16 protein-coding genes and 4 tRNA genes are annotated in these 16,241 nt (G+C 49.3%); 12 read left to right on the top strand and 8 right to left on the bottom strand.

The genetic code is table 11. From position 1 onward, the window contains the following. Positions 1–6 precede the first annotated feature (6 nt). From BZJ18_RS03255 to BZJ18_RS03215, 9 genes are read left to right on the top strand one after another with little or no spacing between them, the layout of a single operon-like run. Complete coding sequence (locus tag BZJ18_RS03255; RefSeq protein WP_077455317.1) at positions 7–504, top strand: chemotaxis protein CheW; 498 nt, start codon at positions 7–9, stop codon at positions 502–504. An 11-nt stretch (positions 505–515) separates the two neighbouring features. Next, the gene (locus BZJ18_RS03250) at positions 516–986 is read left to right on the top strand and encodes a chemotaxis protein CheW (protein WP_069588433.1); all 471 of its coding nucleotides are present in this window, start codon (positions 516–518) and stop codon (positions 984–986) included. Positions 987–989: 3 nt separating this feature from the next. Then, on the top strand, positions 990–3,389 hold the full coding sequence (locus tag BZJ18_RS17680) for a methyl-accepting chemotaxis protein (RefSeq protein WP_077455316.1): 2,400 nt from the start codon (positions 990–992) through the stop codon (positions 3,387–3,389). A gap of 2 nt (positions 3,390–3,391) precedes the next feature. Continuing rightward, a complete protein-coding gene (locus BZJ18_RS03240) occupies positions 3,392–4,237 on the top strand; it encodes a CheR family methyltransferase (RefSeq protein ID WP_241824905.1) in 846 nt (281 codons plus the stop codon). A gap of 1 nt (position 4,238) precedes the next feature. Further along, positions 4,239–4,889, top strand: a complete 651-nt coding sequence (locus BZJ18_RS03235) for a chemotaxis protein CheD (RefSeq protein ID WP_077455315.1) — start codon at positions 4,239–4,241, stop codon at positions 4,887–4,889. Beyond that, positions 4,889–5,941, top strand: coding sequence for a protein-glutamate methylesterase/protein-glutamine glutaminase (locus tag BZJ18_RS03230; protein WP_077455314.1), 1,053 nt, complete (start codon positions 4,889–4,891; stop codon positions 5,939–5,941). The genes BZJ18_RS03235 and BZJ18_RS03230 overlap by 1 nt, the downstream gene beginning before the upstream one ends. Next, positions 5,931–7,094 (top strand): methyl-accepting chemotaxis protein, encoded by a 1,164-nt coding sequence (locus BZJ18_RS03225; protein ID WP_077455313.1) that lies wholly within the window; start codon positions 5,931–5,933, stop codon positions 7,092–7,094. The genes BZJ18_RS03230 and BZJ18_RS03225 overlap by 11 nt, the downstream gene beginning before the upstream one ends. A gap of 8 nt (positions 7,095–7,102) precedes the next feature. Continuing rightward, the gene (locus BZJ18_RS03220; RefSeq protein WP_077455312.1) at positions 7,103–7,402 is read left to right on the top strand and encodes an STAS domain-containing protein; all 300 of its coding nucleotides are present in this window, start codon (positions 7,103–7,105) and stop codon (positions 7,400–7,402) included. Positions 7,403–7,409: 7 nt separating this feature from the next. Continuing rightward, positions 7,410–9,101 carry an ATP-binding SpoIIE family protein phosphatase gene (locus BZJ18_RS03215; RefSeq protein WP_077455311.1) on the top strand — a complete coding sequence of 564 codons (1,692 nt, stop codon included), beginning with the start codon at positions 7,410–7,412 and terminating at the stop codon, positions 9,099–9,101. Positions 9,102–9,218: 117 nt separating this feature from the next. Here the strand turns inward: BZJ18_RS03215 and BZJ18_RS03210 are convergent. From BZJ18_RS03210 to mutY, 7 genes are all read right to left on the bottom strand, one after another. Further along, positions 9,219–9,294 (bottom strand) — tRNA-Asn (locus BZJ18_RS03210). Between the two features lie 4 nt (positions 9,295–9,298). After that, positions 9,299–9,374 (bottom strand) — tRNA-Phe (locus BZJ18_RS03205). 2 nt (positions 9,375–9,376) lie between these two features. Then, positions 9,377–9,452, bottom strand: a tRNA-Thr gene (locus BZJ18_RS03200). A 45-nt stretch (positions 9,453–9,497) separates the two neighbouring features. After that, positions 9,498–9,573: transfer RNA gene (locus BZJ18_RS03195), tRNA-Phe, on the bottom strand. A 136-nt stretch (positions 9,574–9,709) separates the two neighbouring features. Continuing rightward, positions 9,710–10,852 (bottom strand): membrane-bound lytic murein transglycosylase MltC, encoded by a 1,143-nt coding sequence (gene mltC, locus BZJ18_RS03190; protein ID WP_077455310.1) that lies wholly within the window; start codon positions 10,850–10,852, stop codon positions 9,710–9,712. Between the two features lie 97 nt (positions 10,853–10,949). Beyond that, positions 10,950–11,228: an oxidative damage protection protein gene (locus BZJ18_RS03185; protein ID WP_069588452.1), complete on the bottom strand. Its 279-nt coding sequence runs from the start codon at positions 11,226–11,228 to the stop codon at positions 10,950–10,952. Further along, positions 11,225–12,313 (bottom strand): A/G-specific adenine glycosylase, encoded by a 1,089-nt coding sequence (gene mutY / locus BZJ18_RS03180; RefSeq protein ID WP_077455309.1) that lies wholly within the window; start codon positions 12,311–12,313, stop codon positions 11,225–11,227. The genes BZJ18_RS03185 and mutY overlap by 4 nt, the downstream gene beginning before the upstream one ends. A gap of 206 nt (positions 12,314–12,519) precedes the next feature. On the opposite strand from mutY, the gene trmB reads away from it, so the two are divergent. After that, on the top strand, positions 12,520–13,236 hold the full coding sequence (trmB, locus tag BZJ18_RS03175) for a tRNA (guanosine(46)-N7)-methyltransferase TrmB (RefSeq protein WP_077455308.1): 717 nt from the start codon (positions 12,520–12,522) through the stop codon (positions 13,234–13,236). A 94-nt stretch (positions 13,237–13,330) separates the two neighbouring features. After that, complete coding sequence (glsB, locus tag BZJ18_RS03170) at positions 13,331–14,251, top strand: glutaminase B (protein WP_069588473.1); 921 nt, start codon at positions 13,331–13,333, stop codon at positions 14,249–14,251. A gap of 116 nt (positions 14,252–14,367) precedes the next feature. Here the strand turns inward: glsB and hemL are convergent, their stop codons facing one another. Further along, positions 14,368–15,660 carry a glutamate-1-semialdehyde 2,1-aminomutase gene (gene hemL / locus BZJ18_RS03165; RefSeq protein WP_077455307.1) on the bottom strand — a complete coding sequence of 431 codons (1,293 nt, stop codon included), beginning with the start codon at positions 15,658–15,660 and terminating at the stop codon, positions 14,368–14,370. Positions 15,661–15,874: 214 nt separating this feature from the next. On the opposite strand from hemL, the gene erpA reads away from it, so the two are divergent. Beyond that, positions 15,875–16,216, top strand: coding sequence for an iron-sulfur cluster insertion protein ErpA (gene erpA / locus BZJ18_RS03160; RefSeq protein ID WP_069588460.1), 342 nt, complete (start codon positions 15,875–15,877; stop codon positions 16,214–16,216). Positions 16,217–16,241: the final 25 nt, after the last annotated feature.

The following is a 16,241-nucleotide window of genomic DNA, read 5'->3' as shown; positions in this document are numbered from 1 at the left end:
GAGGCCATGCAGAATCTGATGCAGTCGGAAGACGTGGTGGACATTGACGACCGCGTCGATCGTTTACAAGGCAGCGATTACCTGAGCTTCGATTTAGCGGGTGAGCTTTATGGCGTGGATATCCAAACCGTCGAAGAGATCCGAGTTTGGGAGCCGCCAACACTATTGCCGCGTTCTCCGGAATTTATTCTCGGCGTCATTAACCTGCGCGGCATGATTGTGCCTGTCATGGATCTACGTGTGCGGTTTAACACCAAAAAAGCGGACTACCACCGTGAAACGGTCGTGCTGATTTTACGCGCCAGTGAAGCCGCGAACCACAAGGTCATGGGCGTTGTGGTGGATGCGGTATCAGATGTGGTGGATCAAGGTGAAGGGCAGATTATGCCACCTATCGGTGATTCCCAAGTGATTGCCTACGTAAGTGGCCTGCTCAATGTTGACCAGCGGGTAATGTCATTAATCAATGTTGATGAGTTGCTGCGTATCGAGCACTGGATATAGGTGAAATAAATATGGAGCAATCACGAGAGTATTTGAGTTTTTTACTGGAAGACGAAGAGTACGGCGTGCACATCTTGGATGTGAAAGAGGTTCGCGGTTGGTCACAGGTGCGACGTATTCCTAATTCGTTGCCGCACATGTTAGGTGTGCTGGAGTTACGGGGAGAATACATCCCCATCATGGATATTCGCCAGTGTTTTGGTATGCCGCCAGCCACGCTGACCTCAATGAGCGTAATTATCATCGTAAGAGACAAGCAAGGTATCTCATTGGGCATCGTGGTCGACGCCGTTGCAGAGGTACATAACTTGAGTACAGAGCAAATTAAAGCCCCGCCTGGGCTACATCGACGCGAAGAGTGGTACATGGAAGGGATCGCCTCGGTGAATGATAGGCATGTGGTTCTGATTAATTTAGAGCAGTTATTTGACTTTGATCAGTTACAGCAAACAGCACAACCCGAGATCGCGAACGAGGACTAGAATATGGCGTGGTTTAAAAGGGAAGTACAGCAAGAGCAACAAACCCAACAAACAAAGCAGAATGTGCAGCTTCTTGCGGCACTCAATGTCGCGCCTGCTGCACTCATTATGCTCGACAATCAACTGCAAATCACACTGATTAACCGACGGGCATTGCAGTTGTTGCAATGTTATCAAGCGGCGATTCGAGAGCGTGGTAATACCGAATTCACTGCCCAAAGTGACATGCTTTTTGGCAAACCAATGAGTGCAGTATTGCCGTCAGACTTGGTCGATTATCAGCAATGGCAGCAGCTATTAGACGACAAGCCCTCGGTACAAAACATTGAAATTGGCGCTGGGAAGCTGCGCGTGTCTGCCAGCAAAGTGACGGATGGGCAAGGCTTTAGTGTTGAGCTTAGTGATATAACCGCACGCGCTCACCAGAGCGAAGAGCATAGCTTGCTAAAAGGCGCATTGGATAATACCCACAGTGCGTTTGTTATTTTAGGAACGCACGGCGAGATCACGCATGTGAATGAGCAAACCGTCCGCTTATGTAAGCAGCATGAGCAGACATTTCGCAGTAAAAACAATGCGTTTGTCGCGAATCGTGACGATATTATCGGTAAGCAAATCGATTATCTGTTTCCACAGCTTCAATGTGACATATTCCTGTCGCCGAATAACTTACCCATAAACCGTGATATTCGCTTTAAATCAGCCCGTTTTGAGTTTCATGCGACGGCAAGTTACGACCGACATGGTAGCCATATCGGCACTACCATAGAGTGGCGTGATGTGACAGAACGTCGCAAGAAAGAAGCTGAGCGTTCGCTACTGGCGGCTGTGGTAGAGGGCATGACAACTAATGTGATGCTGGCGGATAAAGACGGCATTATTCGCTACCTCAATCCTGCAGTTACTGAGCTGCTTAAGAGCCGCGAGGATGAGATGCGCGAGGTCTTCCCTGGCTTCTCTGTAGACAAGCTAGTCGGTACTAGCATTGATCAATTCCATAAAAACCCGTCGCACCAACAGTCTGTGATTGCCAACCCAGACCGGATGCCATTGAAAGCTGAAATTAAGGTCGCAGCGCTCGAATTTGCGCTCAATTGCATTGCCCTTTATGACGATAACGGTGAATACATGGGGGCAGGGTTGCAATGGGAAGACATTACCGAACAAATGGATAGCCTGCGTCAGGTAGAAGACCTTATCGAAAAAGCGGCCGATGGTAACCTTAGTGATCGAATGAATACCAGTAAGTACAGTGGTTCGATGGCCAAATTGGGTAACGGAATTAACCAATTACTCGATAGTGTTGTCGACCCATTGAATGAGTGTATTCGCGTGATGCGTGGCGTATCGAAAGGTGATCTGAAAATCAATATGCCCGAGGATTACAAAGGGGACTTTGAAGATCTGAGCCAAGCGGTGAATGCTTCAATCAACAACTTGCGCAATATGGTAGAGAAGATCACCCATTCTTCAGGACGTGTGGCGTCTGCATCCGCTGAAATTGCCGAGGGTAATAACGATCTGAGTGAACGTACTGAAGAGCAAGCGGCCAACTTACAGGAAACCGCGGCGAGCATGGAGCAGATGACGGCTACGGTGAAGCAAAATGCGGAAAGTGCCGCCTCTGCGAACACCCTAGCGTCTAAAACCAGCGAAAAAGCACACAAAGGCGGTGAAGTGGTCAAAGAAACCGTTGAAGCCATGGCCGAAATCAATGATGCGAGCAAGAAAATTGCTGACATCATTGGCGTGATTGATGAAATCGCCTTCCAAACCAACCTATTGGCGCTGAATGCGGCCGTTGAGGCGGCGCGAGCGGGCGAGCAAGGTCGAGGTTTTGCCGTTGTCGCGGGCGAAGTCCGTAATTTGGCGCAGCGCAGTGCTGGTGCAGCTAAAGAAATCAAAGAACTGATCAAAGACAGTGTCGAGAAAGTCACTCAAGGCTCGAAACTGGTCGATGAATCTGGGGAGATGTTGGAAGAAATTGTCTCTTCGGTGATGGAAGTATCTCAGCTTATCGACAAGATCAATGCGGCGAGCCAAGAGCAGGCAACTGGAATCGACGAGATCACCCGTTCGGTGGCGCGTATGGACCAAATGACGCAGCAAAACGCAGCTTTGGTGGAAGAGGCCGCAGCATCTAGCCAGTCAATGCGCGATGAGAGTGCTGAATTGATTAATCTAATCGGTTTCTTCCAAATCGATATTGATGCCGAAAAGTTAGTCGATAAGCAACTTGCACAATCGAATGCGAAACCCGCTTCACCCCGTTCATCGGTCGCGGCTAAGAAAGAACCAGCGCCTTATCGCAATGGAGAAGCCGCGCCAGCAGCACGGCTAAAAGCGGTGAATTCGGGAAAAAGCGCGGCGTCTGAAGTCAGTGATGAGTGGGAGGAGTTTTAAGCGTGAGTGCGCCGGTGAGCTCGTCATCTGCGAGTGCATACTCGTTCAGCCAAACGCAATTTAAGTTTGTGCAGACATTTATGCTGAATGAAACCGGTATTTCGTTGGCGGACAAAAAGAAAAGTATGGTGTATAGCCGTTTGGCGCGCTGTTTGCGCCGAACGGGCGTGGCAACCTTTGATGATTATTTTGCGTTGGTGGAGAAAAGTGCTGACGAGCGAGTGGCTTTTATCAATGCACTCACCACCAATAAAACGCAATTTTTTCGCGAGCGTCATCACTTTGATTTCCTCGCCCATCAGTTGATCCCCCTGTGGCAACAACGTAAGCAAAAGCGGGTGAGGATTTGGTCGGCAGGGTGTTCCACCGGTGAAGAGCCTTACACCATTGCGTCAGTATTGGCGGGTCACGGCATGATTGGTGGTCAAATGGATGTTCATTTATTGGCAACGGATCTCGACACCCAAGTACTAAACACAGCGAGTAACGGCACCTACAGCTTGGATGTTGTTAACACCATCCCACCGGAGTATCTCAAACCGGGATTTCTAAAAGGAAAAGGGATTAAGCAGGATTTATTTAAAGCCAAACGAGCGCTACGCGACATTATTAGCTTTAAGCAACTTAATCTAAAAGGTGACTGGCCTCACAAGCATGCAATGGATGCGATTTTTTGTCGTAACGTGATGATTTATTTCGAGCGCGAGACGCAGCAATGGTTAATTGAGCGCTTTTGGCGCCAATTAGCGCCGGGCGGCATTTTATTTATCGGCCACTCTGAAGGCATTGGAAAAATGGCGGATAAATTCGACAACCTCGGCCATACCATGTATCGCAAACGGGAGTGATATGCACCAAGCACTAGAACTGCACCATCATGCCCAAGAAAAAACCGTAAAGCGTTTTTTTAGTCCAGAGCATGACAGGCACATGGTGAAATTGAAGCCGGGAGAGATTTACGTCAGCTCGGACGACGAGCTTATCGCGACAGGATTAGGGTCGTGTATTGCTGCATGTATCTGGGATCCTCTCGCCAATATTGGCGGCATGAATCACTTTATGTTGCCACTTAAAGATGACCAAGCGGCGAAAGAATGGAGTGCAGAGCAATACATGTCTCATGCGGCCCGGTACGGCAACTATGCCATGGAGATCCTCATCAATACCTTGTTGCAACAAGGGGCGATAAAAAACCGTTTACGCGTCAAGCTCTTTGGTGGGGGCAATATCATGGGGCAGAACATCGCTATAGGGCGCAAAAACATTGAGTTTGTTCGTCGCTATGTTGCCAATGAAGATCTGACCTTAGTCTCGGAAGACCTTGGCCAGTCTTTTCCTCGCCGCGTGTTGTTTGATCCCAGAACTGGAAAAGCTTGGGTGAAGAAAATTCAGTCTCTCAGTCAAAAAGAGCTGGTGGCAGAAGAGGCCCAATACAATCAACGCTTGCTGCAAGAATCTCGAGATGACAGCGCTGATAATCAAGATGTGGAGCTGTTTTGATGAGTAAGTATCGCTATAAAGTACTGATCGTTGATGACTCACCGCTCTATCGAACATTGATTCGGGAGTGTCTTGAGAGTGATCCTGCCCTTGAGGTCATAGGGGCGGCGGAAGATCCTTATGAAGCACGGGAAAAAATTAAGAAGCTAAATCCGGATGTGATTACGTTAGACATTGAAATGCCGAAGATGAACGGTATTCAATTTCTTAAAAACTTGATGCGCTTACGGCCAATGCCTGTGGTGATGGTGTCGACCTTGACCCAGCATGGGGCTGAGGTCACTTTAACGGCGCTGGAGATTGGTGCGGTCGACTATGTGCCTAAACCGTCTGCCAACATTGCCACCGCCATGACCCAAGAGCGGGATGAGCTGGTGAGTAAAGTGAAAGCGGCGGCCCAAGCCAACATTGGTCAACCTCTGTGGGGTAAACAAGCAGCACCCGTGCAGGTCAATCGCCATCATTATAATCGCAAAGGATATGAAGTTATTGCGCTGGGTGCTTCCACTGGCGGTACGGAGGCGCTAAGAGGGGTGCTTGAACGACTGCCCGAACACATGCCGCCCATCGTGGTTACCCAGCACATCAAGGCGGCTTTTTGTGGGCCTTTCGCTCAGCGGTTAGACCGAGCTTGCCGTTTATCCGTCGAAGAAGTAACGGCTGATCGCATGCCGCTTATTCAAGGGCATGTTTATGTAGCGCCAGGCGATCGCCATCTTACGGTGGTCAATCGACAAGGTCATTTATATTGCCAACCGACGGATGAAGCGCCGGTTGAGCGTCACCGCCCGTCTGTTGATGTGATGTTTTCCTCTGTTGCAGAAGCCGTCGGTGCTAAATCGGTGGGGGTCATTTTAACTGGCATGGGGAGAGACGGAGCATCCGGTCTTCTAAAAATGCATCAAGCCGGTGCATTAACCGCGGCGCAGGATCAAGCCAGCTCTGTGGTGTGGGGGATGCCACGTGTCGCAATTGAACTCGGGGGCGCATCACAAGTCCTTCCGCTCTCTAATGTGGCAAATTTCTTAGTGGAGACAGTCTATGGCAAGTGATTCTAAGTCCCTAATATGGCCACCGATATTGACGTTACTTCTTACGATTGGTTTTGCGTTATGGTCGATGACGTGGCAAGTCGGTGTGTTTGCTGTGCTGGTCTTGGTATTAATGGGTGGACAGCTTCTTCATTTATCGAAAAAGCGCGCTTCGGTTGGTATGGAAGAAGGGGCCGACATGGTGGAAAAGGATGCCCCTGAACAACTGCTACGCCGTATTCATCATATTTTATCGATTGAGTTGGTACCAATCCGTGAGCAGTTAGCGCGTCAACGTGAGGTGATTGATGAATCGGTTGAAAGCCTAAATGGAAGTTTTTTTAGTATGCAAAGTGCCTGTCAGGAGCAGGTTGCGACTGCGACCAGTATGGCAAATGAACTGCTGCATAACGAAGAAAGTGAGTATAGCCTGACCAAAGTGTTACCCGAAACTGAACGTGCGATTGATGCTTACATCGACATTATGGTCAAGGTCAGTGATAAAAGCGTGTCGTCCATTTATACCATTGAAGAAATGTCGAGCAAACTCAATGAGGTATTTGAGCTGTTGGATGATGTGCAAGCCATGTCCGATCAAACCAACTTGCTCGCATTGAACGCGGCCATTGAAGCGGCGCGCGCTGGCGAAAATGGACGCAGTTTTGCGGTCGTTGCCCAAGAGGTTCGTTCGCTCGCGATTAAAGCAACGGATCTCAATACTGAAATCCATAAGCATATCGATCTCGCCCAAGAAAGTGTCGATAAAACCAAGGATACCGTAGGGGAAATTGCTTCTTTAGATATGACCGAGTCAATTCGGTCGAAAGAATACATTGACTCGTTACTCGAAGGGGTGAAATCGGTCAACGATCAGGTCGGCCAGGAAATAGAACGGGTCTCCATGCTCGGGGAGCAGGTCCAGCAAGAAATTGGCTCGTGTATTAAGAACCTACAATTTGCAGACATTATCACGCAACAAGGTGGGCACATACTCGACAATCTGCATATTTTGGAAGAATTGAACGCACTGATTATTGAAACCATGTCGGAAAAGGATATCGATTGGCATGCGCTAAATGAAAAGGTCAATGCCATTGAAGAAAAAGCAGGCTCTGCCAAACGTGCCCCTGCAAAACAACAATCCCTTGATGAAGGTGAAATTGAATTATTTTAGAGGTGCCAATGAGAATTCGACGGGACGAACAAAAGGATGGGAAACAGGTGATCTTGCATGTGAAAGGCGAGTTCAACTTTACGATGGTGCAAGAGATCCGAGATGCTTATGCCGATCTGACTGATCAGGAGGTGATTGTCGACCTCCGAGAAGCGACCTATATGGACAGTGCGGGGCTCGGCATTCTTTTGAACATGCAGGACTATTTAAACAAATCTGATGGTTCAATTCGGCTAATCAACTGTCCGGATGCGATTAAGCGTGTGTTGTTTATCGCCAAATTTGAGAAAAAATTCAAAATAGAGTGAGTCGCCTATGAACGTGTTGGTGGTCGATGATGAGCCGGCGTTGGTGCACTATATTGCAGCAGCCTTAAAGGACGAAGCTGATAATATCAGCATGGCGATGAATGGTAGCGAGGCGCTTCAACTGTTGGGATCTATCTCGCCGGAAATGTTTCCAGACTTGATCATCTCTGATGTCAATATGCCGACGCTTGATGGGTATCAAATGGCGCAGGAAATACGTAGGCGTTTCCGGCAAAAGTTGCTACCTATCATATTTTTAACGGGTGTTGATGACCAAGATATTTATGCAAGCTGCATGCAATACGGTGATGACTTTTTGAGTAAGCCGGTGAATGTTGCGACGCTTATCGTTAAAGTCCGGACCCACTTTCGTCATACCTGTCTGTTCCGCGAAGTCACTTTCCAACGCGACCAGTTGAAACAATTTCAAGAGGCTACCGTCTATGAGCACGAGATGGCAAGCCAAATTTTTGAACGTTTAATGTCATTTAGCTTATCGGGTGTATCAGGGATTGATAGTTACTCAGGCTCATACAGTTTGTTTAATGGCGATGTCACCATGATATTACCCAGGCCTTTGGGTGGGCTATATATCCTGATTGCAGATGCCACAGGGCATGGACTTCCTGCGGCAATAAGTACTATTCCCGCAGTGAAAACCTTTATCACAACCGCTCAACGAGGCTTACCGGTGGGCGATATTGCCAGTGAAGTTAATACTCACTTACGCAACTTTATGCCCGTTGGCACTATGCTCGCTGGTGCGGTTTTGGAAGTGATGCCAGATGGATTAACTGTAAATATGTGGAGTGGTGGGATGCCGGATGCTTACAGTCTTGATCAATATGGGCAAGTGTTAGAAACCCATCACGGCCGACACATGGCACTAGGGGCGCAAGACAGGGCGAGCTTTGATGCGACTATCACGCGGTTACAGTTTAGAGAAGGGCAGCGTCTATTCTTAGCCACAGATGGCGTAATTGAAGCGAGAAATCAGTCTGATAAGCCGCTGTCTGAAATTGGACTTATTCGTGCGCTAAGTGGTTGCCAAGGCAGCTTAATTGAGCAAGTAAAGCGTACACTTTCAGCCTTCGCAGGGGATGCTGGCGTTACCGATGACATTTCCATGTTAGAGCTTTCTTTTCCGATTGCTTGCCCTGAAAGGCAGGACAATACAGTTTCACTGCAACCTTATTCTGTCGTCCCATCGTGTACTCAAATTCGTTTTGATACCGAGTTACTGAAAAAAGCCGATTTAATCGCTGATTTAAGGGAGCGAGTAAAAGGCATCGTGGGAGAAAGTACTGATCTTGATTTAATTTGCACTGTGATATCAGAGCTTCTCAATAATGCGCTCGATTATGGTATTTTGGGCCTCGAGTCCGTATCGAAAAACGATGTGGATGGTTTCTTTAATTACTATCTATCACGGCAAGAAAAACTCGATGCGCTAAGTGGTGAGCATTACATTGAGTTGGAGTTAGCTTTTCAGCCCAAGGTACAGCGTTTTATTTTGAAGATGGCGCACTCAGGGAAGGGCTTTGATTATGAACGTCAAATCCGAGAAACCAACTATGATGCGGAGAGCTTGTCTGGGCGAGGGATTACGTTGATTAAATCGATATGCGAGCAGTTTAGCTACAGTGATCAAGGTCGAGCCGTTGAAGCGGTTTTTAAGCTTAACAATGGCCAAGCGTAACGGATAGGCCTGTAACTGGGGAGGGACGCCTAGTCGGGGGCGCCTAGCCCAGTGACATATTTGGCGATAGCCAAACAAAAAAAGCGCCAACCTTTCGGTTAACGCTTTCTTTAAATGTGGCTCCCCCAACTGGACTCGAACCAGTGACATACGGATTAACAGTCCGCCGTTCTACCAACTGAACTATGGGGGAATAATGGTGCCTCGAGGCGGAATCGAACCACCGACACGGGGATTTTCAATCCCCTGCTCTACCAACTGAGCTATCGAGGCAATGGTGCCGGCTGCCGGAGTCGAACTGGCGACCTACTGATTACAAGTCAGTTGCTCTACCAACTGAGCTAAGCCGGCACACAAATTGCGAAATACTGTGTGTCACACCATTATTTCATTATATGGTGCCCGGAGGCGGAATCGAACCACCGACACGGGGATTTTCAATCCCCTGCTCTACCGACTGAGCTATCCGGGCCAACGGGGCGCTATTAAACGGATTTTCCGTCTCACCGTCAACTGTTTTTTTGAAAAAAGTGCGCTAATCGTGTTGTTTGGATAAAAAGGCAGCGAAATGCCATAAAAGTGCACAATTTTCAGGGTTTCATCAGGGCTTATTGGGGTAAATTCGCAAACTCTTTTTGGTAACGCGTTACCTTTTGTAGGTAGCGCCGAGACTCCGAAGAAGGGTGGCGGTGGGTAAGCGCCCAAAACACCTGATTAGGTTTTAGACTATTTAAGTCTCGCATGGCGCGATCGCGATTGCGATCAAAGGTTCGTAGCACATTTCCCGTTCCACCGTTGTAGGCGGAAATCATACTGTAGTGCAAAGAGAGTGGATCGCGTACGGCTTTAAGATACCGGTTTTTAAGGATGTAGAAGTACGCAGTGCCAGTATCAATATTTTTCTCTGGGTCAAAAAGGTATTTCGGGGTGGGCTGGCCAGGACGCTTTTTCACTAATTTAAACACATCGCGTCCTGCGGTTTTGGGGACAACTTGCATTAACCCGTAAGCATTCGCCCAACTTACCGCATAGGGGTTGAAGCTGCTTTCCGTTTTGATAATCGCATAGATAAGCTGTTCTGAAATATCATAGCGCTTGGCGGCGCGGCGGACGATATCAGCATACTGATAACTTCGCTTCGCGACGTGATCACTCACCATAGGGATGGTGACGTAATACATATTCTGAAAACGGACTTGTTTTTTCTTCAGACGGTGGTCGAGTAAGTATTCGGCAAAGCGATTCGCGCGCCACTGCCAGCTAATGGCTTTACCTTCGTGGTCCACCACTTGTCCTTCCAAAAAGGGGCGACCTTCGAGCGGCACCTCAGCCGCCGAGTAAAGATCGACAGAGGCAGGGTCTTGAGGTGTGAGTAGGGTGGTGATAATTGCCTGTTTTAAATGCGATTTTGGATTGTCTGTGGCGACGGTTTCAACTTGAATAACACCGCGTTCAAAATCAATCCGAGCCCGACTTTTATAGTTATCTGTGTATTTAACGTAGTCGCGTTTGCCCGACACAAAGACTTGATTCTCACCCCAGCGCACTTCAATGTTGCCAGTAAACTGACCGATTAATTGGTTGAGCGCGTCAATGTCTTTTTCAAATTGACCGGGGAGAGGAGCGAGGTTTTTCGCAAATCGGTTGGTCGTTTTATAGCTGACGCCCACGTACTGCTCGACGCTTTCGCGGCTACAACCTGTGATCAGTAAACTTAGACAGCAAATCAGTAAACAGATTAATCGCGTCATCTTTCATCGCGTTAGCATAAAAAAACACCCGCATTTAGCCTAACACAATGCGGGTGATTTGCAGTGATAACGCAATCTGCTTGTGGCGCAGCGCGCGTTATTGGTTATCTTCCGGTGGCACGTAACCATCGATCTGCACGTCTTGGCCTTCGAAAAGGAATTTCACCATCTCAGCCTCGATCAATTTACGGTGCTCGGGATCCATCATATTGAGCTTTTTCTCATTGATGAGCATGGTTTGCTTTTTCTGCCAGTCAGCCCACGCTTCTTTTGAGATGTTATCGTAAATACGCTTACCCAGCTCACCGGGATAGAGTTGAAAATCAAGGCCATCAGCTTCTTTCTGGAGGCGTTGGCAAAATACGGTACGGCTCATAATCTAGGTTCCTCATTATCGCCTGTTTGGGGGCGTTGGCGTTCGTGATTAAGCAAGGTTAACAGCTTTTTCACCGGGGCCGCCAATCCAACTTTTGCGGGTTGTGACAAGTTATACCAAAGCCCTTGATTGGCTTCCATGACGATTTGAGGGCGTTGCGATACCGTGACGCTGATCGGCACGATATCTAAGTGAAAGTGGCTAAAGGTATGGCGAAACGCAGTTAATACTTCGGTGCGTAGCGGGACGAGGCCTTGTAGCTTCTCTTGAATTGCTTGCTCGGCGTGTTGCTCTTCAGCTTGGGGTAAACACCATAGTCCCCCCCAAAGGCCACTGGGTGGGCGCTGCTCTAGCCAGATTTCGTCTTGATACTGAATCAGTAAAAAACTGGTCTGTTTGACCGGTAGCGTTTTTTTCGGTTTTTTTCCGGGAAAATCGAGTTGGCGTCCTTGCGCACGCGCTTCACACCGCTCCGCGACGGGGCAAAGCTCGCACTTCGGCTTGCTGCGGGTACAGATCATAGCGCCCATATCCATCATGGCTTGATTGTACTTATCCGTGTCTGTTGTGGGTGTCAGTGTTTCTGCCAACGCCCAGAGCTTGTTTTCAACCGGTTTTTTCCCCGGCCATCCTTCGACGGCAAAGCAACGCGCGAGTGTGCGTTTTACATTGCCGTCGAGTATGGGATGTGGCTGTTTAAGCGATAGGGAAAGTACCGCACCTGCGGTGGAACGTCCCACCCCGGGTAAGGCCATCACGGCCTCTAATGTGGTAGGAAAAACGCCGTCGTATTGCTCGGCAATCACCTTTGCGGCCTTGTGTAAGTTGCGTGCCCGCGCGTAGTAGCCAAGCCCTGTCCACAAATGGAGAACCTCGTCTTGATCCGCGTTCGCCAAGTCCGTCACAGTTGGGAAGCGCGCCATAAAGCGCTCAAAATAAGGAATAACCGTACTGACTTGTGTCTGCTGAAGCATGATTTCACTTAGCCAGACTTTATAAGGCGTCTTGTTTTGCTGCCACGGCAAGGTTTTACGTCCATATTGGTCGTACCATGCCAAGATGGCGTCTGAAAAGGATTGACTCACTGCGATCTCTCTTATTGTTTTGCTCACACGTGCACGGATGCAGGGCACAGGGTACACTAACGACAGGGATCACCAATAGGATCACTTGATCCCAACTTGCGCTGGCGTGAAAACTTTGCATAATGCGCAGTCCGTTTAGATTTCCAACAATCTTGGGTCTTGCGCGAACCATTGAGTCCCAATCACTGCATCACAGGCATACAATCATGACTGAAGTCACTAAAACCGAACTGACCGAGGATGGAAAAGTCATTCGCAAAATTCGCAGCTTTGTGCGTCGCGAAGGCCGGTTAACCAAAGGCCAAGAACAAGCGCTGAATGAATGCTGGCCAACCATGGGCATTGATTTTGAGGCCACTGAATTGGATTGGCAGCAGGTGTTTGGCAATGGCAATCCTGTGGTGTTAGAGATTGGCTTTGGTATGGGGGCTTCCTTGGTTGAAATGGCGAAAAACGCGCCAGAGAAAAACTTTATTGGCATTGAAGTACACACCCCGGGTGTGGGTGCATGCCTGATGGCAGCGCGTGAGGCCGGTGTGACTAACCTGCGTGTGATGTGCCATGATGCGGTGGAAGTGTTTGAACAAATGCTGCCGAAAGAAAGCTTGGATACGGTGCAACTCTTCTTCCCCGACCCGTGGCATAAAAAGCGCCACCACAAACGCCGCATTGTTCAGCTCCCGTTTGCTGAAATGGTCCGAGATAAGCTTAAAGTCGGTGGTGTATTCCATATGGCAACGGACTGGGAAAACTACGCCGAGCATATGATTGAAGTAATGGACGCTGCGCCACACTATCAAAACATCGCCCAAGAGGGGTATTATGTTCCGCGCCCTGATGATCGTCCGCTTACCAAATTTGAGCAACGCGGTCATCGACTCGGTCATGGTGTGTGGGATATTAAATACACACGCACGGCGTGATTGACTGACGCCTTGTGGGCGCCACTTTTCGATGTGCACTGAAAGCCAACCTTGGGTTGGCTTTTTTGTCCCAAGCTGTAAAGGGAGCAAGCAAGTGAAACCCAGTTCTCAATTATTATCTGACATCCTGGATGATGTGCGTCCGCTGATCGGCAAAGGCAAAGTTGCCGACTATATTCCCGCACTGGCCGACGTGCCGAATCATAAGTTAGGCATCGCGGTATGTTACAACGACGGTGAGATCATTCGCGCCGGGGATGCAGATGAAGCCTTTTCGATTCAATCGATCTCCAAGGTGTTGAGCCTAACCCTTGCGATGCAAAACTACAAAGCGGATGAGATTTGGGCACGTGTTGGCAAAGAGCCCTCTGGACAAGCCTTTAACTCGCTTATTCAGCTTGAGATGGAACAAGGTATCCCGCGTAATCCATTTATCAATGCAGGGGCACTGGTGGTCAGTGACATGCTGCATACGCGTCAATCGGCACCGCGCCAGCGGATGTTGGAGTTTGTTCGCGCGCTGGCGGCAAACCCTCATATTTGCTATGACAAAGTGGTCGCGGACTCGGAAATGCAGCACAGTGACCGCAATGCCGCAATCGCCTATTTGATGCGAGCATTTGGTAATTTTGAAAACGAGGTCGTGCCGGTACTGACCAATTATTTTCATTATTGTGCGCTGAAAATGAGTTGTGTGGACTTGGCGAAAGCGTTTTTCTATCTTGCCAATCAGGGTAAGCCGTTGGGGCGCGCGCGCGCGATCCTCACCAAAACCCAGAGCAAACAATTGAATGCGCTACTGGCTACGTGTGGCTTGTATGATGGTGCGGGTGAATTCGCCTACCGTGTTGGGATGCCGGGCAAATCCGGCGTGGGCGGCGGCATTATTGCGGTCGTTCCCGGTGAAATGTCGATTGCAGTATGGTCGCCTGAGCTTGACCCTTCCGGCAACTCGTTGGCAGGAACGGCTGCCCTTGAGCTCCTATCAGCACGAATTGGGCGCTCGATATTCTAGTTTTTGGCGGTGATGAGGCCTAACACCATCAGCGCAAGTGAAAAAAAGCCCCGCGAGATCTCGCGGGGCTTTTTGCTTGTGACTCAAGCACAGATGTCATCCAAGGTTGCGCGTGCTTATGCCTCAGCGGCTAGGGTAGCAAAGGCATGGTCGGCCGCCGACAAGGTGGCGTCGATCTCTTTTTGCCCGTGCGCTAAGCACGTGAAGCAGGCTTCATAAGCGGACGGTGCAAGATAGACACCTTGCTCTAGCATTAAGTGGAAGAAGCGCTTAAAGCGTTCTGTATCACATTGCTGTACGTCTTTGAAACATGTGACCGTGTCGTTATCGGTGAAGAAGAAACCGAACATTGCACCGGCTTGGTTGGTGGTCAGTGCAATGTCGTGTTTGTCCGCAAGGGCTTTAAAACCATCGGCCAGTTGCTTGGTGATACTGTCCAGATAATCATGGTTGCCTGGCTGACGCAATGCGCTGAGACAGGCGAGGCCCGCTGCCATAGCCACAGGGTTACCCGCGAGGGTACCGGCTTGATAGACTGGGCCAGTCGGCGCGATATACTCCATTACATCGCGACGACCACCAAACGCTCCCACAGGCATACCACCCCCGATGATTTTACCCAGTGTGGTGAGATCGGGTTTCACCCCATAGTAAGCTTGAGCGCCGCCGAGTGCCACGCGAAAGCCGGTCATCACTTCATCAAAGATCAGCAGAGCGCCGAACTCGTCGCAAAGGGCGCGTAGTCCTTCCAAAAAGCCTGGCTGTGGCGGGACGCAGTTCATGTTCCCTGATACAGGCTCAACGATGATACAGGCGATATCGTCTGGATAGGTTTCAAAGGTCTGACGGACAGAGTCGAGGTCGTTATAGGTACATGTCAGCGTGTGTTTCGCAAAGTCAGCAGGCACCCCCGGTGAGTTAGGCTCACCCAAGGTGAGAGCGCCAGAGCCCGCTTTAACCAACAGGCAGTCGCCATGACCGTGATAGTTTCCTTCAAACTTGATGAACTTATCCCGCTTGGTAAAGCCGCGCGCCAAACGAATCGCACTCATGGTCGCCTCTGTGCCTGAGTTGACCATGCGGACCATTTCCATCGACGGCACCAGCTCTGCCACTAATTCTGATAATGTGATTTCACTTTCTGTCGGGGCGCCAAAACTTAGGCCACGATGAGCGGCATCAATCACAGCCTCACGAATAGCAGCATGGTTATGACCCAAGATCATCGGGCCCCATGAGCCGACGAAATCAATGTAGGCTTTACCGTCGGCATCGAAAATATAAGCGCCATCGGCGCGCTCCATAAAGACAGGGTCGCCGCCGACGCCGGCAAAAGCACGTACGGGAGAATTCACGCCACCTGGAATGGTGCGTCTTGCTTGTTGGAAAAGTTGTGCTGATTTGGTCATGACATATCCTGTTATGTAAGGCGTAAGCCTAAATTGCGTTGGGGCATTTTAACCAAAGATACGGATCACTGGCGAGATGGAGTATGATTTGATTGACCCCTGAGTGGCAATTTATACGTACTGATCACACCCTCGATCAATCGGGTAATACTTGAACACTTTACTCAGGTATTAGATAATTCAACGCTAAGCACGATGAGCATGTGAGGTAACAATGAGCGATGCACCTTTGCCGTTAGAGTTCTCAGAAGCAGCGGCGACTAAGGTTAAAACGCTGATTCAGGAAGAAGAAAACCCAAATCTGAAACTGCGTGTTTACATTACAGGTGGTGGCTGCAGCGGCTTTCAATATGGCTTTACCTTCGACGAAAACGTGAATGAAGGCGATATGGAAATCGAAAAAAGCGGCGTGAAGTTAGTGGTTGACCCCATGAGCTTGCAATACCTAATGGGCGGTGTGGTGGACTATACCGAAGGGCTCGAAGGCTCACGTTTCTTTGTTAATAACCCGAATGCGACCACGACGTGTGGGTGTGGCGCATCCTTTAGCGTATAATGGGTTCACGAGACGTCTATAGCGG

The organism is Salinivibrio sp. IB872 (assembly GCF_001995345.1).
GTDB lineage: Bacteria > Pseudomonadota > Gammaproteobacteria > Enterobacterales > Vibrionaceae > Salinivibrio > Salinivibrio proteolyticus.
This window is presented reverse-complemented; position numbering and strand designations above follow the sequence as displayed.

Excerpts from the sequence above, each read along its gene's own strand:
- BZJ18_RS03255 (WP_077455317.1), top strand. The coding sequence starts at position 7 with ATGCAGAATCTGATGCAGTCGGAAGACGTGGTGGACATTGACGACCGC.
- BZJ18_RS03250 (WP_069588433.1), top strand. The coding sequence starts at position 516 with ATGGAGCAATCACGAGAGTATTTGAGTTTTTTACTGGAAGACGAAGAG.
- BZJ18_RS17680 (WP_077455316.1), top strand. The coding sequence starts at position 990 with ATGGCGTGGTTTAAAAGGGAAGTACAGCAAGAGCAACAAACCCAACAA.
- BZJ18_RS03235 (WP_077455315.1), top strand. The coding sequence starts at position 4,239 with ATGCACCAAGCACTAGAACTGCACCATCATGCCCAAGAAAAAACCGTA.
- BZJ18_RS03230 (WP_077455314.1), top strand. The coding sequence starts at position 4,889 with ATGAGTAAGTATCGCTATAAAGTACTGATCGTTGATGACTCACCGCTC.
- BZJ18_RS03225 (WP_077455313.1), top strand. The coding sequence starts at position 5,931 with ATGGCAAGTGATTCTAAGTCCCTAATATGGCCACCGATATTGACGTTA.
- BZJ18_RS03220 (WP_077455312.1), top strand. The coding sequence starts at position 7,103 with ATGAGAATTCGACGGGACGAACAAAAGGATGGGAAACAGGTGATCTTG.
- BZJ18_RS03215 (WP_077455311.1), top strand. The coding sequence starts at position 7,410 with ATGAACGTGTTGGTGGTCGATGATGAGCCGGCGTTGGTGCACTATATT.
- mltC (WP_077455310.1), bottom strand. The coding sequence starts at position 10,852 with ATGACGCGATTAATCTGTTTACTGATTTGCTGTCTAAGTTTACTGATC.
- BZJ18_RS03185 (WP_069588452.1), bottom strand. The coding sequence starts at position 11,228 with ATGAGCCGTACCGTATTTTGCCAACGCCTCCAGAAAGAAGCTGATGGC.
- trmB (WP_077455308.1), top strand. The coding sequence starts at position 12,520 with ATGACTGAAGTCACTAAAACCGAACTGACCGAGGATGGAAAAGTCATT.
- hemL (WP_077455307.1), bottom strand. The coding sequence starts at position 15,660 with ATGACCAAATCAGCACAACTTTTCCAACAAGCAAGACGCACCATTCCA.
- erpA (WP_069588460.1), top strand. The coding sequence starts at position 15,875 with ATGAGCGATGCACCTTTGCCGTTAGAGTTCTCAGAAGCAGCGGCGACT.